General features: G+C 63.1%; 18 protein-coding genes. 11 read left to right on the top strand and 7 right to left on the bottom strand.

Annotated elements, in window-relative coordinates; all coding sequences use genetic code 11:
- Positions 1-4 precede the first annotated feature (4 nt).
- The 5 genes from ACPEE1_RS03810 to ACPEE1_RS03830 all read right to left on the bottom strand — a co-directional run bounded on the left by ACPEE1_RS03810 (position 5) and on the right by ACPEE1_RS03830 (position 6,798).
- The gene (locus ACPEE1_RS03810) at positions 5-3,616 is read right to left on the bottom strand and encodes a pilus assembly protein (RefSeq protein ID WP_182343782.1); all 3,612 of its coding nucleotides are present in this window, start codon (positions 3,614-3,616) and stop codon (positions 5-7) included.
- A gap of 98 nt (positions 3,617-3,714) precedes the next feature.
- Complete coding sequence (locus tag ACPEE1_RS03815; RefSeq protein ID WP_182343780.1) at positions 3,715-4,512, bottom strand: pilus assembly PilX family protein; 798 nt, start codon at positions 4,510-4,512, stop codon at positions 3,715-3,717.
- Between the two features lie 21 nt (positions 4,513-4,533).
- Positions 4,534-5,502 (bottom strand): PilW family protein, encoded by a 969-nt coding sequence (locus ACPEE1_RS03820; RefSeq protein WP_182343778.1) that lies wholly within the window; start codon positions 5,500-5,502, stop codon positions 4,534-4,536.
- Between the two features lies 1 nt (position 5,503).
- On the bottom strand, positions 5,504-6,106 hold the full coding sequence (gene pilV / locus ACPEE1_RS03825; RefSeq protein WP_182343776.1) for a type IV pilus modification protein PilV: 603 nt from the start codon (positions 6,104-6,106) through the stop codon (positions 5,504-5,506).
- Between the two features lie 95 nt (positions 6,107-6,201).
- The gene (locus ACPEE1_RS03830) at positions 6,202-6,798 is read right to left on the bottom strand and encodes a GspH/FimT family pseudopilin (protein ID WP_269780252.1); all 597 of its coding nucleotides are present in this window, start codon (positions 6,796-6,798) and stop codon (positions 6,202-6,204) included.
- Positions 6,799-6,946: 148 nt separating this feature from the next.
- Here ACPEE1_RS03830 and gph point away from each other — a divergent pair, with 148 nt between their 5' ends.
- The 8 genes from gph to trpC all read left to right on the top strand — a co-directional run bounded on the left by gph (position 6,947) and on the right by trpC (position 13,347).
- Positions 6,947-7,657: a phosphoglycolate phosphatase gene (gene gph, locus ACPEE1_RS03835; RefSeq protein ID WP_423935255.1), complete on the top strand. Its 711-nt coding sequence runs from the start codon at positions 6,947-6,949 to the stop codon at positions 7,655-7,657.
- A 40-nt stretch (positions 7,658-7,697) separates the two neighbouring features.
- Positions 7,698-8,108 (top strand): adenosylmethionine decarboxylase, encoded by a 411-nt coding sequence (speD, locus tag ACPEE1_RS03840; protein WP_423935257.1) that lies wholly within the window; start codon positions 7,698-7,700, stop codon positions 8,106-8,108.
- Between the two features lie 292 nt (positions 8,109-8,400).
- Positions 8,401-9,900 (top strand): anthranilate synthase component I, encoded by a 1,500-nt coding sequence (gene trpE, locus ACPEE1_RS03845; RefSeq protein WP_423935259.1) that lies wholly within the window; start codon positions 8,401-8,403, stop codon positions 9,898-9,900.
- Positions 9,897-10,226, top strand: a complete 330-nt coding sequence (locus tag ACPEE1_RS03850; protein WP_423935261.1) for a chorismate mutase — start codon at positions 9,897-9,899, stop codon at positions 10,224-10,226. Before trpE ends, ACPEE1_RS03850 begins: the two co-directional genes overlap by 4 nt.
- Before the next feature lie 2 nt (positions 10,227-10,228).
- A complete protein-coding gene (locus ACPEE1_RS03855) occupies positions 10,229-10,801 on the top strand; it encodes an anthranilate synthase component II (protein WP_116926291.1) in 573 nt (190 codons plus the stop codon).
- A complete protein-coding gene (locus tag ACPEE1_RS03860) occupies positions 10,801-11,460 on the top strand; it encodes a LysE family translocator (RefSeq protein ID WP_182343770.1) in 660 nt (219 codons plus the stop codon). Before ACPEE1_RS03855 ends, ACPEE1_RS03860 begins: the two co-directional genes overlap by 1 nt.
- A gap of 28 nt (positions 11,461-11,488) precedes the next feature.
- On the top strand, positions 11,489-12,520 hold the full coding sequence (gene trpD, locus ACPEE1_RS03865; protein ID WP_116926293.1) for an anthranilate phosphoribosyltransferase: 1,032 nt from the start codon (positions 11,489-11,491) through the stop codon (positions 12,518-12,520).
- 26 nt (positions 12,521-12,546) lie between these two features.
- Positions 12,547-13,347: an indole-3-glycerol phosphate synthase TrpC gene (gene trpC, locus ACPEE1_RS03870; protein WP_182343768.1), complete on the top strand. Its 801-nt coding sequence runs from the start codon at positions 12,547-12,549 to the stop codon at positions 13,345-13,347.
- A 33-nt stretch (positions 13,348-13,380) separates the two neighbouring features.
- On the opposite strand, the gene ACPEE1_RS03875 is transcribed toward trpC, so the two are convergent.
- Positions 13,381-13,779 (bottom strand): DUF5329 domain-containing protein, encoded by a 399-nt coding sequence (locus tag ACPEE1_RS03875; RefSeq protein ID WP_423935264.1) that lies wholly within the window; start codon positions 13,777-13,779, stop codon positions 13,381-13,383.
- Positions 13,780-13,956: 177 nt separating this feature from the next.
- On the opposite strand from ACPEE1_RS03875, the gene ACPEE1_RS03880 reads away from it, so the two are divergent.
- Positions 13,957-15,738 (top strand): enterochelin esterase domain-containing protein, encoded by a 1,782-nt coding sequence (locus ACPEE1_RS03880; RefSeq protein ID WP_423935266.1) that lies wholly within the window; start codon positions 13,957-13,959, stop codon positions 15,736-15,738.
- A gap of 35 nt (positions 15,739-15,773) precedes the next feature.
- Positions 15,774-16,466 (top strand): uracil-DNA glycosylase, encoded by a 693-nt coding sequence (locus ACPEE1_RS03885; RefSeq protein WP_423935268.1) that lies wholly within the window; start codon positions 15,774-15,776, stop codon positions 16,464-16,466.
- Between the two features lie 9 nt (positions 16,467-16,475).
- Here the strand turns inward: ACPEE1_RS03885 and ACPEE1_RS03890 are convergent, their stop codons facing one another.
- Positions 16,476-17,399, bottom strand: a complete 924-nt coding sequence (locus tag ACPEE1_RS03890; RefSeq protein ID WP_423935270.1) for a LysR family transcriptional regulator — start codon at positions 17,397-17,399, stop codon at positions 16,476-16,478.
- A 267-nt stretch (positions 17,400-17,666) separates the two neighbouring features.
- On the opposite strand from ACPEE1_RS03890, the gene ACPEE1_RS03895 reads away from it, so the two are divergent.
- Complete coding sequence (locus ACPEE1_RS03895) at positions 17,667-18,656, top strand: Bug family tripartite tricarboxylate transporter substrate binding protein (protein ID WP_423935271.1); 990 nt, start codon at positions 17,667-17,669, stop codon at positions 18,654-18,656.
- The last annotated feature ends 40 nt before the right edge of the window (positions 18,657-18,696 follow it).

An 18,696-nucleotide genomic window follows, 5' to 3' on the forward strand; every position in this document is an offset into this window, starting at 1 on the left:
CTTCTTACTGCAGCTGGCGCCAGCTGGGGCGCAAAGTTTGTTCAGGCATGCGCAGCAGTGCCTCCATATTGTTGATGCAGCGGTCGCCGGTACAGGTGCTGATATCGAGCATCTGCGTCTCCGATGCGGCGACCTGCGAGTGCGAGCCTTTGTCAACCTGTGCACGCGAAGCATTGCCGTTTTCCGTCGCGCCGAATGAGGTATTGCTGCCCAGGTTGATCAGCTGGATGCTGGGCTTTTTGCCGTCCATGATATTGAGCATGGTGCGGTACTGGCGTTCGGTATCCACCGACGTGGAGTCGCAGCTTTCGCGGGTGACATCCACATCCAGGCCTTTGGCCGGCACCTGGGTGTAGGCAACCAGGATATTGGTGTTGTCATACAGCTCCAGGTTCTTGAGCGCGCGCTCGCCCACCGCTGGCAGGTCCATGTACCAACCGTTGTAGGTCGTACCCCAGGTGGTCTTGTCGAGCGTGTCCACTTCGTCCACCCGGCCGCCTACGCCTCCAGCAATCGTCAGCTCGGCGATTTCCCGCTTGGCCAGGCCAGCAGTAGCCACCCCCGTTCCCAAAGCGGCAGGTGCAGGGACAGTCAAACATTCTGCAGGTGCAGACGATGTACAAGCCTTGCCGGGGTGTACTTCCAACCATTGGCTGGAACCTTCGGTTTTTCGGACACGGTAGCGTGTATTGTCCAGCACGGAATAAATGCTTTGCACCAGAACATCACTGGGGTCGGTTCGGCTCACATTACGGCCGGTACCAAATGCCACCATCATGCCGCCCACGGGTACAGATTTCTTGGTACCGTCTGTTTGCGTCACTTCCTTGACCCGATCGTTCGCGCGAGCGGTCGGTGCAACAGTGATCGGCTGCACATTGCTGCGCGATGAGGAGCTGAGGGCCGAAGGACCGCGTGCGGTGAACAGCGGCGTACTGCTAAAGGCCACATTCCACTCGCTGGCGACGTCACTGGTGAGGTCAAATTTCCAGAGGTTGCCCTGGTTGTCGCCGGCGTAGGCGATGTCTACCCGTCCATCGCCATTTAGGTCTATCAGGCGCGGAGCGGACAGGCCATTGTCAATGGCATAGCCGGTGCCAGCCGCCTGGCTGGTGACTGGCAGGCGTACCAGTTCCTGGCCCTTGTCCAGGTACTGAATCAGCAGAACGGGGCGTTGGTTGGTGCTGTTGTAGCCATTGCCCATCACCACGGCCCAGCGGCCATTGTTCATCCGCGTGATCTGTGTGGTACGCAGAAAGTCAGTTTCGTCCATCACCGGCTTGGCAGTTATGTGACCGATGTCGTTGTTCTCGCTAGCGGTAGCAATACAGGCGGTGCGCTGAGTGCCCGTCAGCGCGGTGCAATCCAAAGCGTCTGCTACGCCGCGAGTCCGGTCCAGGCGCACCAGGGTGTTGGCATTGGCTGCCGCAAAGCTGGGTGCGCTAGAGGTGCTGCCAGCCGCCGGGTTGGTGACATCCAGCACAAAGTAGCCTTTGCCGCCAGCGCCCATGGTGCCCACCAACAAGGTTCGCCAGTCGGCAATATAGGCTTCGGTGCCAGGAGTGGTTTCCTTGACGCCGCCAAGCTCCACATCGCCCGTCATGGGGGAGCCATCGACATAGTACTGGTGGGTATAGCCGGAGCCAGCTAGGTTCTTAATCGTTGACAAGGCGCCATTGGGGACGTAGGCCAGTTTTTCAGAGCCATCGGTGGCTGAGAAACCATGCAACATGCCGTCATTGCCGCCGACATAGACCATAGGAACGCGATTCTTCTGGGCTTGCACAAAGCTGCTGTAGCCTTGGAGTGCGTAGGTACCGGACGGCGCGCCGGTGTACCAGACGCCGGAGTTGATGATGTCACCTTGGCGGCTCTTGCGCTCGCGGAAGGGCTTTGCGGTGGTGTAGCCGGTGGTGTCCGAGCCTTCCAGCGTGCGATCGCCTCGGATGAAGTTCACAATGCTCTCGCCACTGGTGGAAATAGGGGTGGCACTGGCTAGGCCAATCTTGGCCTTCTGCGCGGTGCTCAGGTAAGTCTGGTCGCTGGCCCACTTGAACTGCACACCACCTTTGTCGCCTGAGGTCGTGCCGGTTTTGGTCACCCACTGGTCACTCCAACCAAGGACCAGTCGATCAGTCACACCGGTGCGGGCATCCAGCAAGTCGGCGGTGGTTTTGTTCTCCCATGCTGGCGTGCTGGTGCCGCTCTTGTTCACGGTTCTGGCTGCGACATAGCCTTTCCAGTTGGAGTCGGGTTGGTAGCCCGCAGTGAAGGTGGCCACATCGTAGCGCGCCGCGTTCGATCCGCTGCTGACCGAGGAGGTCAGGTCGGCATCTGTCTGGGTGTTGATCTGGCCAAAGATCTCGCGGAAGGCCTTCTCCAGATCCTCGCCTTTTTCTACTGCATAGAAGCGGCCCCGCCCATTGATGGCTGAGTGCCACAGGTCCAATGCACGAACATCTTCACCACCACCATTCATGTCGGGCCAGGTCTTGGTGCCATTGACCAGCGCGGGAAAGCTGCCGTCATAGCCAAAAGGCACCATGCTGGATGAAGCGCTGATGTTGTACTTTGCGTCGCTGTAGTTCTGCTTCCATGTGTAGGACAGCGCACTGAAACCGATGGTGTAGGTCACCATATGCGGCCAGGTGGCCGGGTTGTAGCGAGGGTTCCAGTAGCGGTCCAGCGTGCCAGTGGTGGTCCCGCTGGTGAAGGTTTCGGTGGCCGGCGCTTTGCGGTAGTCAGCCGTGGGCTGCATCGTGCCAGTCCAGCCGGTGGTGTGCGGTGGCACGGCCCAGCTATAGAAGGCCCAGTCCGCCAGCGTATTGTCAAATGCATCGCGGTACAGTGCACTCTTGGCGCGGGCGGCGGCCGTGGTGCCACCGTAGACGGTACCATCTGGTAAGGTTAGGTTCGTGGCGTTGTCCGTTTGGCTGGGTTTGGAGGCTCCACTGTTCCAGCGGCCATCCGTCATGATGATGTGGTAGCTGCGGCGGCAGCCCAGATAAGGCGATCCTGTCGTTCCAGGGACCGACGCCCAGGGGCTGTTCGTCGAGAGCGGGCGTCGCATGTAGGCATCAGCCTGCGAGAACATCTTGTGTGAGGGTGTGCCGTTCACGGCGCTGAGGCCGTTGACAAAACTGATCAAGTTGTTGCGGTGGCTGGTATTGAGGACCCGCATCGAGTTGGTGTTCATCGAGGTGCTGTCGACGCTGCCTGCACCTGAGGCATTGCCGTTGTTCCACATGGCCTGCCAAGACATGCGCACCTTGCCGTCTGGCAGCAGTGAGGTATCGCGAAGCACGCCGCCGCTGCCACCATTTCCGATAAGGGCGTACTTAAGCACATTAATACGCCGGGCTGACGATGGCCAAGAACCATCGGCATTTGGCACCTGGGTGTTGCTCGCGCCGCTTTGGTTTTCGCGGTCCAGGCGGTATTGCATACTCCCTGAGTCATCGATCGAGATGATGATGTTGGGGGCCACATAGGGCTCTTTGGTGCCCGGCGGTCCGCTGGCCAGGTCCAGTGCCCAGCTGCCCTGCGGTAGCAAAGCCGCGCAGGCCGCCAAGGCCAGCAGATGTTTGCGGAAATGGGGGGTGTTGTTATGAGCCACAGCGCCTCCTGTCAATACTGCGAATAATGGGTTTTAGCCAGTCCCGGCACTAGGCCTGCATGTGGCTGGTAAAGCGTGAAAGATCCAGCGCCACAGACTCAGTCCTTGAGCCGCTGCCGGGCATAGGTCTGCTGTAAAACGACCTGGGTATTGGGCTTGCGGCCATGTGCAAGGCTGGTGATGCGATAAACCACATTCGGAATCATATTCAGCGCCAAAAAGTTATTGGCCACCATGCTGTTGCCGGCACTGTCTTCGGCCACGATCAGGTTCGAGTTCTTGCTGCTTTCGTCATAGGGCAGCACCTCAATCCAGTACCAGCCGCCGCGGTTGGCAGCACTGCGGTCTGCAAGAATGGGGTTGGCCGGGTTGCTGGCATTGCCCAGCTTCGCTCCGGTGTACTGGCCATAACGCGCACCGACGGGAGCACCGCCGGTGGGGGTGCTGGTCATCTGCGCCAAGGTGACGCCGCGATCGGCATCGCTGTTGTTCCAGAAATCCTGGTTGCCCTGGCGCTTGGTGCACAGGCCGTTGCGGCACTTGTAGGTTTGGCTGTCCAGCGTTGCCAGCAGCTTGCCGACGGAGGGCGCTTCCAGCGGAATCTGGTCTGCGGTGCTCTGACGGCAGACATCGCCAGTGCCGCTGCACACCGATCCGTCAGCATTCTCGTTGCGGATGTCCAGCTCGGCATCCTGCAGCAGCGCTTGTCCGGCCTCGAAGGCACGCTGGTAATCTGCATCATTGCTGACCAACATCTCCCCAAACAAAGAGGTACGAGCCGACCACAGGGCCAGCAGCATCGACAGCATGACAAAGATGATGACGACGAACAGCGCTACGCCGCGTTGCTGGCTGAGTGGTGGGCGTTGGTCGCGAATGAAGAATCTGCCTTGCATGGTTAGGGCTCTTGGTTCGGGTTACAGCACATTGCCGATCAGCCCCTGGCTGCGCAATTGGTAGACGCTGCGAAACACCATGTGCAGGCGTTGGGCGCGATCTGCGCCGATGGCGCTGCCGCTCATATCGGTGGCGTCGGCACTGGCGTAGTCAACCTCGGTGGTGCCGTCGCAGTCGGTATAGCTGGACGTGGAGGGCAGGTTCATGCGCTCGGTGCCATAAAGCACGATGCAGACTTCCACACCGGTGACTTGTCCCCAGTTGGTACCGACTCCAGCTGCATTGACGTACTGGATTTTTGGCGCGCCGCTGGCGATGTCGGTCATACGCAGATAGCGGATTCTGAAGTTGGCGACGTTGCCAATCACCGGCTGGGATAAACCTGACGTTCCCGTGCAGACCAGGTTGTTGGTGTTGAGTGCGAATGCGCTGGAAATACGCATAAAGCTGTTGTTGTCCGCCGTGTCCAGGTCCTGGGGGCCGCCTTGGCAATCCCGGGACAGCGACTGCGTCGCGAGGGATGTGTCGCTGAGTGGGTACACCGGTTCCTTGTAGCGTCGGTAACCGACGGTGAGCGTGGTGTCTGTGCCGTTGATGGTGTCAGTGGCGGGGGAAAAATTCCGGTCCGGTTCTGATGAGATGGCCTTGGTCTCGAAAGCCACCGGTAGCGCATACCGGTCAATGTCGGTGCTAGCATTCTTGGTGGCATTGAGGTTGAGGTAAAGCGAGCCCGACTGCCTCAGTTGTTGTCCAATGACGCGAAAGGCATATCCAGCTTGTTGCTGCAACTGGCTGGCATCGCTGACGGTCCCTGAAGTGCTGCGCGAAACCATCAGCGCGCCGCCTGCGACGGCGACAACCATCAAACCGATGGCGACGCCGACCATCAGCTCAACCAGAGTGATGCCGCTTTGGTGCCTTGGTTGGAGGGAGTGGCCCAGATTCGCTGCAGGCACGCTGTTCAAGCCCTTTGTAATTTTGGTACGCATATCAAATCCCTGGGCAGAAAAAACGGGCAGTGCTGGTGCCCTTGTAGGGGGCGCAGCGGGCACTGACGGGGATGTACTGCAGGTGGCAGGTGTAGCCTTCGCCGCAGCTCACGGCCGCGCCGCTGTCCGCAGCGGCATTGATGGCGGAGCGGTAGTCGCTGTCGGCCCCTTTTCTCTCGTTTTCTCGCCACCGGATCATCACGCCTAACTGACGGCGGTTGGCGGCGACATCTTCGCCTGCGGACGTGAAGAGATTGGCATCGCCCAATGGCAATGCTCTGCTGACAAATGCTTTCCACTGAGAAACATCGTAGACGGCGAGTTCCGCCCCCGTGCAAACAACGGTGCTGCAAATTTTGCTGGGGCTGGGTGTATCGTCCCAATCGCTGAGATAGCTGCTCATATTGGCCATCGCATTGGGATTGACCTTCATGCGCTCACTCAGGTCTTCGATGAGCCTGATCGCCTGCTCTCGGCGCACGCTGGTTTGCGTGTCGCTGAGGGTGCGCAACTGCACGCCCACGATGCCCAAGATGCCGAGGGCGGCGACCACCAGGGCGATCAGTGACTCCAGCAAGCTGATGCCGCGCTGGCTGCGCTGCATTGCAGAGATTCTCGTCAATCTGCGCATAGGACTTCTTTCTGTATCTGGGCTTGTCATGGGAGACCGTGGGCTGCGTATCGATGGGCATTGCATAGTCAAGGACAATCTGCGGCGCCTGAGTTCAGACGTTTGATCAAGCCACCGGGCTGGATACAAAGCGCGGAGGCTGCGGAGTCGCTGCTACTCGATCCTTGCGGCCAAGCCCGAAAGACGAAGGTCTGTGCAGTGTTATTGCTGAAATGTCCCCAGCGGTCGACACTGATCATGGCGTTCATGGTGGTGCCCGCACTGCTGATCTCCACTTCGGTGCGTTTCGGCGCACTGGTTTGCTGCAGTGTGATTTCTGAAGTGCCGCTCTGGGCGCCATCGCGGTTGGTATCGACAAACACCAACCAGCCGCAGCCCCATTGCGCGTCGCTTCCAGCATTGGTGCAGCCATCGCCATCGGCCTTTTTGACAATGACCACATTGCCCGCGCGCCGGATGGCCTCTGAACGGGCGTAGTACAGGGTGGACTGCAGATCTTCTACTGCGCTGCGGACACGCCAGCGTTCGGTTAAGCCCTTAAAGCTGGGCAGAGCCAGCGAAGCGAGAATCGCCACAATGGCGATCACCACCAAAAGCTCGATGGCGGTAAAGCCGGATGTCCGACGCAGCAGTGACCATTGCCCATGTTTCATGAAATGAATCATAGGTAATACTTTGCTAATAAGCGGACACGGGCGACGAGCGGAAGGGCAGAGGCGATGAGCGGCATTGGCCGCAGATGCATGGCCACCGGGAACTGAGGCACTGGATGATCTGCGGCACAATCACCGGCTGGGCCCGAAAGAATCTCTAATGACTGAAGTGAACAAAACCCTGCAGCGCTGCGAAGCCGTCATCGTCGACCTCGACGGCACCATGGTCGACACCATGGGGGACTTTGTGGAGGCGCTCAACCGCATGCTGGCCGATCTGCAGCTGCCGGCGATTGATGTGCAGACCATTGAGCCCATGGTGGGCAAGGGCTCGGAGCATTTGCTGCGGGCGGTGTTGACCCATGTGCTGGCCCAGGTGCACCCACTGGTCGGCCAGCCGGTGCCGGCCACCGAGATCGACAACCGCTATGCGCAGGCCTGGGAGCGCTACCAGCACCACTACCTGACCATCAATGGCCGCTTCTCCCGCGTGTATGACGGGGTGGAGAAGGGGCTGGCGCAATGGCGCGCCAAGGGGCTGAAGATGGCCTGCCTGACCAACAAGCCGCTGTCCTTTGCCGAGCCGCTGCTGCGCGCCAAGGGGCTGCGCGACTATTTTGACCATGTGTTTGGCGGCGATTCCTTTGAGCGCAAGAAGCCCGATCCGCTGCCGCTGCTCAAGACCTGCGAGGCGCTGGGCAGCAAGCCGGCACTGACCTTGATGGTGGGTGACAGCAGCAACGACGCCGAGGCGGCGCACAACGCAGGCTGCCCGGTGGTACTGGTGAGCTATGGCTATAACCATGGCCAGCCGATCCGCCAGGTGGCGGCGACCGGCTATGTCGATGCGCTCAGCGAGCTGCAGGCCTGAGGCGCCGCGCCGCCCAGACCGGTATTGAGAAGAGCAAGACGTGGACGGGCTGCACCTGACCGCCGACCTGTATGACTGCCAGTGCCCTGCGGCCTGGCTGGTCGATGCGCAGGCGCTCGCTGCGCTGTGCAACCAGGCGGTGGCCGATGCGGGGTTGACGCGCATGCATGACAGCTGGGTGCCGTTTCCCAGCCACAACGGCCAGCCCGGCGGCGTCACTGGCGTGGTGCTGCTGGCCGAGTCGCATGTGGCGATCCACACCTGGCCGGAGCTGGGCCATGTCACGCTCGATGTCTATGTCTGCAATTTCTCCGGCGATAACTCGGCCAAGGCGCAGCAGGTCGTCGATACCTTGGTGGGCGCGTTGCAGCCCACGCGCTGCCAGCACCAGCGGCTGCAGCGAGGCAGTCTGCAGGCCAGCGGCGGGGCAACTGCGGGCTTGCCGCGCTGAAATCCTCCGTTTTCTGGTTAATCCCCGGTTTTCTGGTTTTTACACCGTCGTTTGCGGATTCGTTTGCTACACTAGGCGCCATGTTCATCCATCATGCAGTCATTACAGGTCGTTCCGACCGGGGAGCTTGGCCCTGGCGTAAGCCTGTATCTATGACTGTTTGACTGCCGCTGGGTAACACGCCCCAGCGTGCGCCCGAGGGCTGGTTGCAAGACCAGTCCACCAAAGATGAACTGCAGCGCACGATACGCACACATCCAGCGTGCGCTGCTCAAGCTGGGGATGGTTCTTCGTGATCACCGAACTCGAATTCAAAAGTCTGGCCAACCAAGGCTACAACCGCATTCCTCTCGTCGCAGAAGCGTTTGCGGATCTGGAAACCCCTCTCTCCCTGTACCTCAAGCTCTGCCACACGCATGACGATGGCAAGCACAGCTTTTTGCTCGAATCCGTCGTTGGCGGCGAGCGTTTTGGCCGTTACAGCTTTATCGGCCTGCCCGCCCGCAGCCTGCTGCGCGCCAGCGGCTTTGGCGCCGATGCCCGCACCGAGATCGTGACCGATGGCCAGGTGGTCGAGACCCATGCGGGCAATCCGCTGGATTTCATTGCCGACTACCAAAAGCGCTTCAAGGTCGCGCTGTCGCCCGGCCTGCCGCGCTTTTGCGGCGGCTTGGCCGGCTATTTCGGCTATGACGCGGTGCGCTACATCGAGAAAAAGCTCGAGAACAGCTGCCCGCCCGACAGCCTGGGCACGCCCGACATCCTGCTGCTGCAGTGCGAAGAGGTCGCCGTCATCGACAACCTCTCGGGCAAGCTCTACCTGATCGTCTACGCCAACCCGGCCGAGGCCGAGGCCTATTCCAAGGCCAAAAAGCGCGTGCGCCAGCTCAAGGAGCAGCTGCGCTACTCGGTCAGCGTGCCGCAGATCAAGGCCGGCGACAGCTACCCCTCCGAGCGCAGCTTTGCGAAAGCCGATTACCTCCAGGCCGTGCTCGACGCCAAGGAGATGATTGCCGCGGGCGACTTCATGCAGGTGCAGGTGGGCCAGCGCATCCAGAAGCGCTATACCGAAAACCCGCTGTCGCTGTACCGCGCGCTGCGCTCGCTCAACCCCAGCCCCTATATGTACTACTACCACTTTGGCGATTTCCAGGTGGTGGGGGCCAGCCCCGAGATTCTGGTGCGCCAGGAGCAGGTGGAAGAAGGGCAGAAGATCACCATCCGCCCGCTGGCCGGCACCCGGCCGCGTGCGGCCACGCCAGAGAAAGACAAGGCCACCGAGCAGGAGCTGGTGAACGACCCCAAGGAGCGCGCCGAGCATGTGATGCTGATCGACCTGGCGCGCAACGATATCGGCCGCATTGCCAAGACCGGCTCGGTCAAGGTGACCGAGGCCTTTGCGGTCGAACGCTACAGCCATGTGATGCACATCGTCAGCAATGTCGAGGGCATTTTGAAAGACGGCATGACCAGCATGGATGTGCTCAAGGCCACCTTCCCCGCCGGCACCCTGTCGGGCGCGCCCAAGGTGCATGCGATGGAGGTGATCGACCAGCTCGAACCGGTCAAGCGCGGCATCTATGGCGGCGCCTGCGGTTACCTGAGCTTTGCCGGCGACATGGACCTGGCCATTGCGATCCGCACCGGGGTCATCAAGGACGGCATGCTCTATGTGCAGGCAGCGGCCGGCGTGGTCGCCGACTCGGTGCCCGAGCTGGAGTGGAAAGAGACTGAACACAAGGCACGCGCACTGTTGCGTGCCGCTGAACTCGTTGAGGAAGGACTGGAATGACCCGCGCTATCGACAAAGTACAAGACTGCAACACCATGGCCGATGTGCGCCGCAACGTGAATGCGCTCGACGACATCCTGGTGCCTTTGCTGGTGGAGCGCGGCGGCTACATGACCCAGGCCGCCAAGGTCAAGAACAACCCCGAGCTGGTGCGCGATGAAGAGCGCATCGAAACCATCGTTGCCCGCGTGCGTGAACGCGCAGCACTCGAAGGCGGCCAGCCCGATGTGATCGAGGCCATCTACCGCGCGATGATGGAGGCCTACATCGCCTACGAGCACCGCGAACTCGCCCGCCTGCAGGCGGGCGGCAAACCCCGGGAGTGACGATGAAAAAACTGTTGATGGTCGATAACTACGACAGCTTCACCTACAACATCGTGCAGTACTTCGGTGAGTTGGGGGTCGAGGTCGTCGTGGTGCGCAATGACGAGACCTCGCTCGAGGCCATCGCTGCCCACCAGCCCGATTGGCTGGTCATCTCGCCCGGGCCCTGCTCGCCGGCCGAAGCCGGTATCTCCATCGAGGCGATCCAGCACTTTGCCGGCAAGCTGCCGATTTTGGGCGTGTGCCTGGGCCACCAGGCCATTGGTGCGGCCTTTGGCGGCAAGGTGGTGCGGGCCGTGCAGCAAATGCATGGCAAGACCAGCGTGATCACGACCACGCAAGCGGGCGTGTTTGCCGATCTGCCTGCGCAGTTCACCGTCAACCGTTACCACTCGCTGGTGATCGAGCGCAGCAGCTGCCCCGATTGCCTGGAGGTGACTGCCACCAGTGAAGACGGCGAAATCCAGGGCGTGCGCCACAAGAGCCTGCCGATCCAGGGCGTGCAGTTCCACCCCGAGAGCATCCTCACTGAGCATGGCCACGCGATGCTGAAGAACTTTCTGGAGCAGCGCTGATGATCGAGCTGCACCAGTTGCTGATGTTCATGGCAGCTGGCTGGCTGCTCAACCTCACCCCAGGGCCGGACGTGTTCTACATGCTCAGCCATGCGGCGCGCCAGGGCTGGCGTGCCGGCCTGGTGGCCAGCGCCGGCATCACCGCCGGCTGCATGGTGCATGTGGCGGCCGCTGCGCTGGGCGTTGGTGCTTTGCTGGCGGCATCAGCCACCGCTTTTGGCGTGCTCAAGTGGCTGGGCGCGGCCTATCTGCTGTGGATGGGCGTGCAGATGCTGCGCAGCAAAAGCAATAGCAAGCTGGTGGCACCTGCCGGTACGGAGCCGGGCTTGTCTGAGCCCGATACCAGCCTGGCGCGCATCTTCTGGGGCGGCTTCTGGACCAATGTGCTCAACCCCAAGGTCGCAATCTTCTTTCTGGCCTTTATTCCACAGTTCATCGCCGTTGACTATGCCCACAAGAGTCTGGCCTTTGCCGCGCTGGGCCTGCTTTTCAACCTCAACGCCATACCTGTCAATGTGCTTTGGGTGGGGATGGGCGCTGGCATGGCGCGGCGCGCGGGCTGGCTGCGCCAGCGGCTGCACTGGCTCGACCGCGCGGCGGGCGCCATGTTCATTGGCTTTGGCCTCAAGCTGGCGCTGAGCGACAAGCCCGGCGCCTGACCTTCCCCCAAATACAGCGAGAACCTCCATGTCGATTACCCCCCAAGAAGCGCTGCAGCGCACCATCGAGCACCGCGAAATCTTCCACGACGAGATGCTGCACCTGATGCGCATCATCATGCAGGGCGAACTCTCCCCGGTGATGACCGCCGCCATCCTGACGGGCCTGCGCGTCAAGAAGGAAACCATTGGCGAGATCAGCGCCGCCGCCCAGGTGATGCGCGAGTTCTCCAACAAGGTGCATGTCGCTGATCGCCAGCACCTGGTCGACATCGTCGGCACCGGTGGCGATGGCGCCAATACCTTCAACATCTCGACCTGCTCGGTGTTTGTGATTGCCGCGGCTGGCGGCAAGGTCAGCAAGCATGGCGGGCGCAGTGTCTCCAGCAAATCGGGCAGTGCCGATGCGATGGAAGCGCTGGGCGTCAATATCCAGCTGAGCCCCGAGCAGATCGCCCAGAGCATTGCCGAGGTGGGCATCGGCTTCATGTTTGCGCCCAACCACCACCCGGCGATGAAGAACGTGGCCCCGGTGCGCAAGGAGCTGGGCGTGCGCACCATCTTCAATATCCTGGGCCCCTTGACCAACCCGGCCGGCGCACCCAATATCCTGATGGGCGTCTTCCATGAGGACCTCGTCGGTATCCAGGTGCGTGCGCTGCAGCGCCTGGGCGCCGAGCATGCGCTGGTGGTCTATGGCCGCGATGGCCTCGACGAAATCAGCCTGGGTGCCAGCACGCTGGTGGGCGAGCTCAAGGACGGCGTGGTGCGCGAGTACCAGATCCATCCGGAAGACTTTGGTATCCAGATGGTGGGTACCCGCGCCTTCCGCGTGGACAATGCCGAGCAGTCCAAGGCCATGCTGATGGGTATTTTGCAAGGCGAGCTGGGCCCCGCCCGCGATATCGTCTGCCTCAATGCCGGCGCGGCGCTCTATGCGGCCAATGTGGCCAGTTCGATCGAAGATGGCCTGCAGCGCGCCCGCGCCGCCATCGACAGCGGTGCGGCCCTGCAAAAACTGCAGGACTTGGTGGCGCTGACGCGCCAACTGGCCGCCTGAGCGGGCCGCCCTACACTAGGAAAACTATGTCCGATATTCTCAAAACCATCTGCGACGCCAAGCTTATCGAAGTGGCCGACGCCAAGAAGCGCATCCCCTTCGAGGCCATGCGCCGCGACGCCGAAAGCCGTGTGCTGACCCGTGACTTTGTCGGCGCGCTGCGCGCCAAGATTGCGCAAGGCCAGGCCGCCGTGATCGCCGAGGTGAAAAAGGCCAGCCCCAGCAAGGGCGTGATCCGTGCCGACTTTGACCCCGCCGACATTGCCCAGAGCTATATGGTGGGCGATGGCAAGACCAGCGCCGCCTGCCTGTCGGTGCTGACGGACCGACAGTTCTTCCAGGGCGAGCCTGATTTTCTCAAGCAGGCGCGCGCCAGCACCTTGCTGCCGGTGCTGCGCAAGGATTTCATGGTCGATCCCTACCAGATCTATGAATCGCGCGCGATGGGCGCCGACTGCGTGCTGCTGATCGCCGCCTGCCTGGACGACGCCCAGATGGCCGAGATGGAGCAGATCGCGCGCAGCCTCGACATGGCAGTGCTGGTCGAGGTGCATGACGGCGCCGAGCTGGCGCGTGCGCTCAAGCTCAAGACGCCGCTGATCGGTATCAACAACCGCAACCTGCGCACGTTTGAAGTCAGCATCCAGACCACCCTGGATCTGCAAAAGCAGGTGCCTGCAGACCGCCTGCTGGTGACCGAGTCGGGCATTGCCAGCCCGGACGATGTCAAGACCCTGCGCGATGCCGGCATCCACGCTTTCCTGGTGGGCGAGGCCTTTATGCGCGCTGATGAGCCGGGCGACGCACTGGCCAAGCTGTTCGCCTAAAGCAGCCCACCCACCAGTAGCGGTGCAACGCCGCTACCGGGCTGCGCGTGTTTTGGCCAGCTGGGCCTTAAACCAGCGCTGGCTGTGCGTTTCAGGCTGGCCGGGGCAACGCACCAGATAGGGCTTGCCCGACATGCTGCTTTGGCTGGCCGCACGCGCAATAAAGTCCTCGGCCGTGGGCGCCAATGCTCTTTTTTGCAGGTAGCTGTACTTGCGCTGCAAATGCGCGCTGGCCTCGCTGGCGCTGTACCACTGGCCATTGCGGGCAAATTCACAGCCCGACTGCTGCAGCGCTTTGAACAGCGATTGAATCTCCCGCTCGGTGGTGGTGGTTGTGGTTGCGCTGCTGCCGGTCTGCGCGCCGGCTGCCAAGCTGAGCAACAAACAGGCAGCGGCCAGGGCCTGGGCCCATGGGTTTTGTCGGTGGGGCATAGCTTGTCGTCTAGTTCGGTGGGTCAGCCAGCGCTGGCGCTGTGCTAGTATCAATTGCGAATAATTCCCATTTCTAAATTCCAGGCAATGGGTTTTTTTGTGCGTAGCTCCCCATTCCCACCCGGCTAGCGGCCCCTGCCCAGCAAGGGGCGCGGGCCTGTTTGCCATTGTTTGTCCATGAGTATCCATGATCGCCATGTCCCCCCAGCGCCCAGCGCCTTTGGTCCTCCACCGTCTCGTCTGCGCGGGCTCGCTGCCCATGCAGCGCTGGGGCTGATCGTGCTGGGCGGATGCACCAGCATGCCGGCGCCAGTTCCGCCTGCGCAGCCCCTGGCTGTCGGGCAAACGGTGCAAGGCCAGCTGGCCCCCGGCGCCCCGCAGCGCTGGCAGCTCGATGCCCGGCAGGTGCCCGCCGGCAGCGTGGTGCGTGCGGAGGTGGACGGCAGCGGTGTGCAGCTGGATCTGCAAGATGCGGCAGGCCGGCATCTGCGGCGCCTGCTGCGCAGCGATGGGGTGGGGGAGGGCGTCTCCTGGCAGGCCCAGGCGGGTGAGCAACTGGTGCTGCACTGGAATGCCCAGCCGGCCATCGCCTACGCCAGCGGCGGCGCAGGGGCAGGCCAGCTGCCGGCGCAGGCCACTGCAGGCCATTACCGCATAGAGATCCAGCGCGCCTGGCCCCCGCGCGCTGACCCGTCGGTGGCCTTGCCCAACAAGCCCTTGCAAAGCCCGCGTCTGCAGGCCTTGGCGGGCGATCTGGAGCGCGGTGGCACGAGCGATGCGTTCTGGCAGGAGATGGCCAAGAGCGGCACGCCTTTGGTGGAGCCCTGGAGCGAGAAGGAGCGGCTCGTCACCTTTTTGTGGCGTGGCGCGCAGCACAGCGTGCGCCTGTTTGGCAGCCCCTCGGGCAACCATGAATCGCTGCAGCGCCTGGGCAACTCGGATGTCTGGTGGAGCAGCTTTGTGATGCCCAGCGACGCCCGGCTGAGCTATGGCATGGCGCCCGATGTGCCCAATATCGAAGGCACGGCGATCGAGCAGCGCCGCAGCATTCTGGCCACCTTGCAGCGTGACCCCTTGAACCCGCGCAGCTGGGCTGCTTCGGATGGCGCAGCTGCTGCGGTGGATCGCTACCAGGGCCGCTCGGTGCTGGAGCTGCCCGATGCCCCAGCGCAGCCCTGGTCGCAGCCGGCAAGCACGCCGTTGCCCGGCGATCTGCAGCGCCACTGGCTGCATTCGGCAGCCTTGGGCCATGGCCGTGATGTCTGGATCTACCGCCCTGCTGGCTGGGCCCAGGCCACCCCGGAGCAGCGCGCCTTGCTGGTACTGTTCGATGCCCATGCCTATCTGCGCCAGGTGCCCACGCCGCAGATCACCGAGCGGATGCAGGCGCAGGGCTTGATCCCACCGACGGCGGTGGTGCTGGTGGCCAATGCCAGCAGTGAGCTGCGCAATACCGAGCTGCCGCCCAATCCGGCATTTGCCGATTTCATGGGCTTGCAGCTGATGCCCTGGCTGGCTGAGCAGGGGCTGGACGTGCCAGCGGTTCGCACGGTGATTGCCGGCTCCAGCTATGGCGGTCTGGCGTCGAGCTATATGGCGCTGCGCCACCCGGAGCGCTTTGGCAATGTGCTGAGCCTGTCGGGCTCCTACTGGTGGGCGCCGCAGGCCGAAGCGCCCAATGCGATGGCGCGCTGGTGGGCGGCAGCGCCCCGCAAGGACGTCCGCTTTTACCTGGATGCGGGCCTCTACGAAAGCGCACGCGGCGGCCAAGCTGGCATTCTGGAGACCAGCCGCGAGCTGGGCGATGTGCTGCGGGCCCAGGGCTACCGCGTGACGCAGCGGGAGCACAGCACCGGCCACGACTACGTGCACTGGCAGGGCTCGATCGCCTGCGGTCTGGTGGCGCTGCTCAACCCAGCAGCACTGCCCGCGCAACAAGCAGCCTGCCAAGGGCGATAGTGCAGAGGCGCCCGCGCAGCGTGCACAATGCGGGCATGCAACTGACATCTGAAGCGCTCCATGACCACCAGGTGGCTGCCGGCTGGCAAGCCACGGTGGACCAATTCTTTGCAAGCCCCAAAGGCCAGCAGCTGTCGCAGTACCTGCAGCAGCGCCTGGACGACGGGGCGGTGGTCTTCCCGCCCGAGCCACTGCGCGCCTTGCGCCTGACCCCGCCCGAGAGCGTGCGCGTGGTGATCCTGGGGCAGGACCCCTACCACGGGCGCGGCCAGGCCGAGGGTCTGGCTTTTTCCGTGGCCCCCGGCGTGCGCCTGCCGCCATCGCTGCAGAACATCTTCAAGGAAATGCAGCGCGACCTGGGCGTGCCGTTCCCGCCTTTCCCCGATCCGGGCGGCAGCCTGGTCAAATGGGCCACCCATGGCGTGCTGCTGCTCAACACCTGTTTGACGGTGGAAGAGGGCCAGGCCGCCAGCCACAGCGGCAAGGGCTGGGAGCTGCTCACCGATGCACTGATCCGCCAGGTGGCCGAGGGGGACAAGCCGGTGGTCTTCATGCTTTGGGGCAGCCATGCGCAAAGCAAGCGCGCGCTGATACCGCAGGACCGCGGCCATCTGGTGCTGACCAGCAACCATCCCTCGCCGCTGTCGGCGCTGCGCCCGCCGGTGCCCTTTATCGGCAACGGGCACTTCAGCCAGGCGCAGGCGTTTCGCAAGCAGCTGGGTCTATAGACACATGGCTTAGCTCGGCACGGCCTGCAGCTCTTGCACCAAGAGCCCCAAAAAGGCCTGGGCGGCGGCGGGCAGCTGGCGGCCCGCCAAGGTTTGCACCTCGATATCGCGCAGGTCCAGGCCGGCATCGCTCAAGGGGCGGGCGACCAGGCTGCCCGCTGCCAGCATATGGCGCACTCCCACCTCGCTGGAGACGGTGACGCCCCCGCCATGCAGCGCGAAATTGAGCAAGGTCTTGGCGTGGTTGGTGGTCAGCACCGGGTCCAGCTGCAGGCCCTGGCGGCTGCAGGCCAGGTCGATCATCTGGCGAATGGCCGTCTCGGCCGGCGGCAAGGCCAGCGGATGCCGGGCCAGCTCGGCCAAGGTGAGCGATGCCTGGCGCGCCAGCACATGCCCGGGCGGCAACACGGCCAGCACCGGCGCGCTTTGGCGGTGCACCACGGCAATGTTTTTGAGCGGGGACATGCTGAAGCGCAGACCAATATCGGCCTCGCCGGCGAGCAGCTTGGCCGAGACCTGCAAGGTCGGCACCATGCTCACCTCAAAGCGCAGGCCTGGGTGACGGCGCTGAAAGGCCACGCAAGCCTGGGGCAGCAGCTCATTGGCAAAGGCATCCGAGGTGGCGATGCGCACCAGACCGGCGCGCAGGCTGTCAAGCGCATGGATGGCATCGATGGCCTGCTCGGCATCGAGGCTGATGCGGCGCGCGAGCTCGGCCAGGATCTGACCGGCCGCCGTGGGCTGCATGCCGCGCGCATGGCGCTCGAACAGCGCCGTGCCCAGCTGGGCCTCCAGCCCGCTGATCTGGCGGCTGACGGCCGAGCTGGCCACATGCAGACGCAGCGATGCGGCGCTGACCGAGCCGCACTGCACCACCTCATGGAAGTAGCGAAGGGCAGTGTCTTGCAGATGCGTGGGTGGGCGGTGGGGCATGGTGGTATTGCGCAAAAGAATGGTCTAAGCATAAACCCATTGCCGTATAGGCAAACCTACCTTGCCAAATCGGTGGTGGTGTCTGTTGTCACAGGCTTTTAATATGCAATGCTTCACGCAGGCGCCTTTGCCCCAGCGCGCATGGCACACCCCCCATGGGCGCATAAGAACCGGTTGTTCTGGCCCGCGCCACAAGCGCAGAGTGCTTCGCAGATGTTATGCAACTCGCTCACCACCATGCCAACTACCAATTCTCTTTTCTCTCGCATGCCTGGCCGCCGGCCGATGCTCGCCGGCCTGGTGGCTGGCGCGGCGCTGGCTGTGCTGTCCCCGTTTGCCGCAGCCCAAGGCGGCCCATGGCCTGAGCGCGCGATCCGCGTCATCGTGCCCTTTCCGCCCAGCGGCGCGACCGATCTGGTGGCCCGCGTGGTGGCGCAAAAGGTGTCGCAGGAGCTGGGCCAGTCGCTGGTGATCGACAACCGCCCCGGCGCGGGCGGCACCATCGGCACCGCCGAGGCCGCCAAGGCCAGCGCCGACGGCTACACCCTGCTGTTCACCACCAGCAGCACCCATGCGATCTCGCCGCATCTGATGCCCAAGCTGGCCTACCGCGCGGACAAGGACTTCACCCCGATTGCCCATGTGGCCGATGCCGCCAGCGTGCTGCTGGTGACCAACTCGCTGCCGGTCAAGACCGTGCAGGAGCTGATCAGCTATGCCAAGGCCAACCCCGGCAAGCTGAACTACGCCACCAGCGGCAATGGCACCATCGTGCACCTGAACACCGCTGCCTTTGCAGCCCAGGCGGGCATCACCCTGACCCATGTGCCCTACAAGGGCACGGCCCAGTCGATCAGCGATCTGGCCACCGGCCAGGTGCATCTGCTGTTTGACTCCATCCCCACCGGCATGCCCCATGTGGCCAGCGGCCGCCTGCGTGCGCTGGCGGTGACCAGCGCCGAGCGCACCCAGCTCGCGCCCCAGCTGCCCACGGTGGCCGAATCGGGCCTGCCCGGCTATTCGTCGGTGACCTGGTTTGGCGTCTATGCGCCGGCAGGCCTCAAGCCCGAGCTGACCGCCAAGATCAATGCCGCCTTCAACAAGGCCATGCAAAATCCCGATGTGGTGGCCAGCCTGGCCAAGCTGGGCGCCGATGTGGCCAAGCCTGGTACGCCTGCGCAGTTTGCGGATCTGGTCAAGGCCGACAGCGCCCGCTGGGCCAAGGTGATCCAGGACAACCACATCACGCTCGAATAAGCCTTGCCACCTCAAGACCGGGGCGGCGGTTGCTGCCCCG

The organism is Comamonas sp. 23, assembly GCF_049601575.1.
Taxonomy (GTDB): domain Bacteria; phylum Pseudomonadota; class Gammaproteobacteria; order Burkholderiales; family Burkholderiaceae_C; genus Comamonas; species Comamonas squillarum.

Excerpts from the sequence above, each read along its gene's own strand:
- ACPEE1_RS03815 (WP_182343780.1), bottom strand. The coding sequence starts at position 4,512 with ATGCAAGGCAGATTCTTCATTCGCGACCAACGCCCACCACTCAGCCAG.
- ACPEE1_RS03820 (WP_182343778.1), bottom strand. The coding sequence starts at position 5,502 with ATGCGTACCAAAATTACAAAGGGCTTGAACAGCGTGCCTGCAGCGAAT.
- pilV (WP_182343776.1), bottom strand. The coding sequence starts at position 6,106 with ATGCAGCGCAGCCAGCGCGGCATCAGCTTGCTGGAGTCACTGATCGCC.
- ACPEE1_RS03830 (WP_269780252.1), bottom strand. The coding sequence starts at position 6,798 with ATGATTCATTTCATGAAACATGGGCAATGGTCACTGCTGCGTCGGACA.
- gph (WP_423935255.1), top strand. The coding sequence starts at position 6,947 with ATGACTGAAGTGAACAAAACCCTGCAGCGCTGCGAAGCCGTCATCGTC.
- ACPEE1_RS03850 (WP_423935261.1), top strand. The coding sequence starts at position 9,897 with ATGACCCGCGCTATCGACAAAGTACAAGACTGCAACACCATGGCCGAT.
- ACPEE1_RS03855 (WP_116926291.1), top strand. The coding sequence starts at position 10,229 with ATGAAAAAACTGTTGATGGTCGATAACTACGACAGCTTCACCTACAAC.
- ACPEE1_RS03860 (WP_182343770.1), top strand. The coding sequence starts at position 10,801 with ATGATCGAGCTGCACCAGTTGCTGATGTTCATGGCAGCTGGCTGGCTG.
- trpD (WP_116926293.1), top strand. The coding sequence starts at position 11,489 with ATGTCGATTACCCCCCAAGAAGCGCTGCAGCGCACCATCGAGCACCGC.
- trpC (WP_182343768.1), top strand. The coding sequence starts at position 12,547 with ATGTCCGATATTCTCAAAACCATCTGCGACGCCAAGCTTATCGAAGTG.
- ACPEE1_RS03875 (WP_423935264.1), bottom strand. The coding sequence starts at position 13,779 with ATGCCCCACCGACAAAACCCATGGGCCCAGGCCCTGGCCGCTGCCTGT.
- ACPEE1_RS03880 (WP_423935266.1), top strand. The coding sequence starts at position 13,957 with ATGAGTATCCATGATCGCCATGTCCCCCCAGCGCCCAGCGCCTTTGGT.
- ACPEE1_RS03885 (WP_423935268.1), top strand. The coding sequence starts at position 15,774 with ATGCAACTGACATCTGAAGCGCTCCATGACCACCAGGTGGCTGCCGGC.
- ACPEE1_RS03890 (WP_423935270.1), bottom strand. The coding sequence starts at position 17,399 with ATGCCCCACCGCCCACCCACGCATCTGCAAGACACTGCCCTTCGCTAC.
- ACPEE1_RS03895 (WP_423935271.1), top strand. The coding sequence starts at position 17,667 with ATGCCTGGCCGCCGGCCGATGCTCGCCGGCCTGGTGGCTGGCGCGGCG.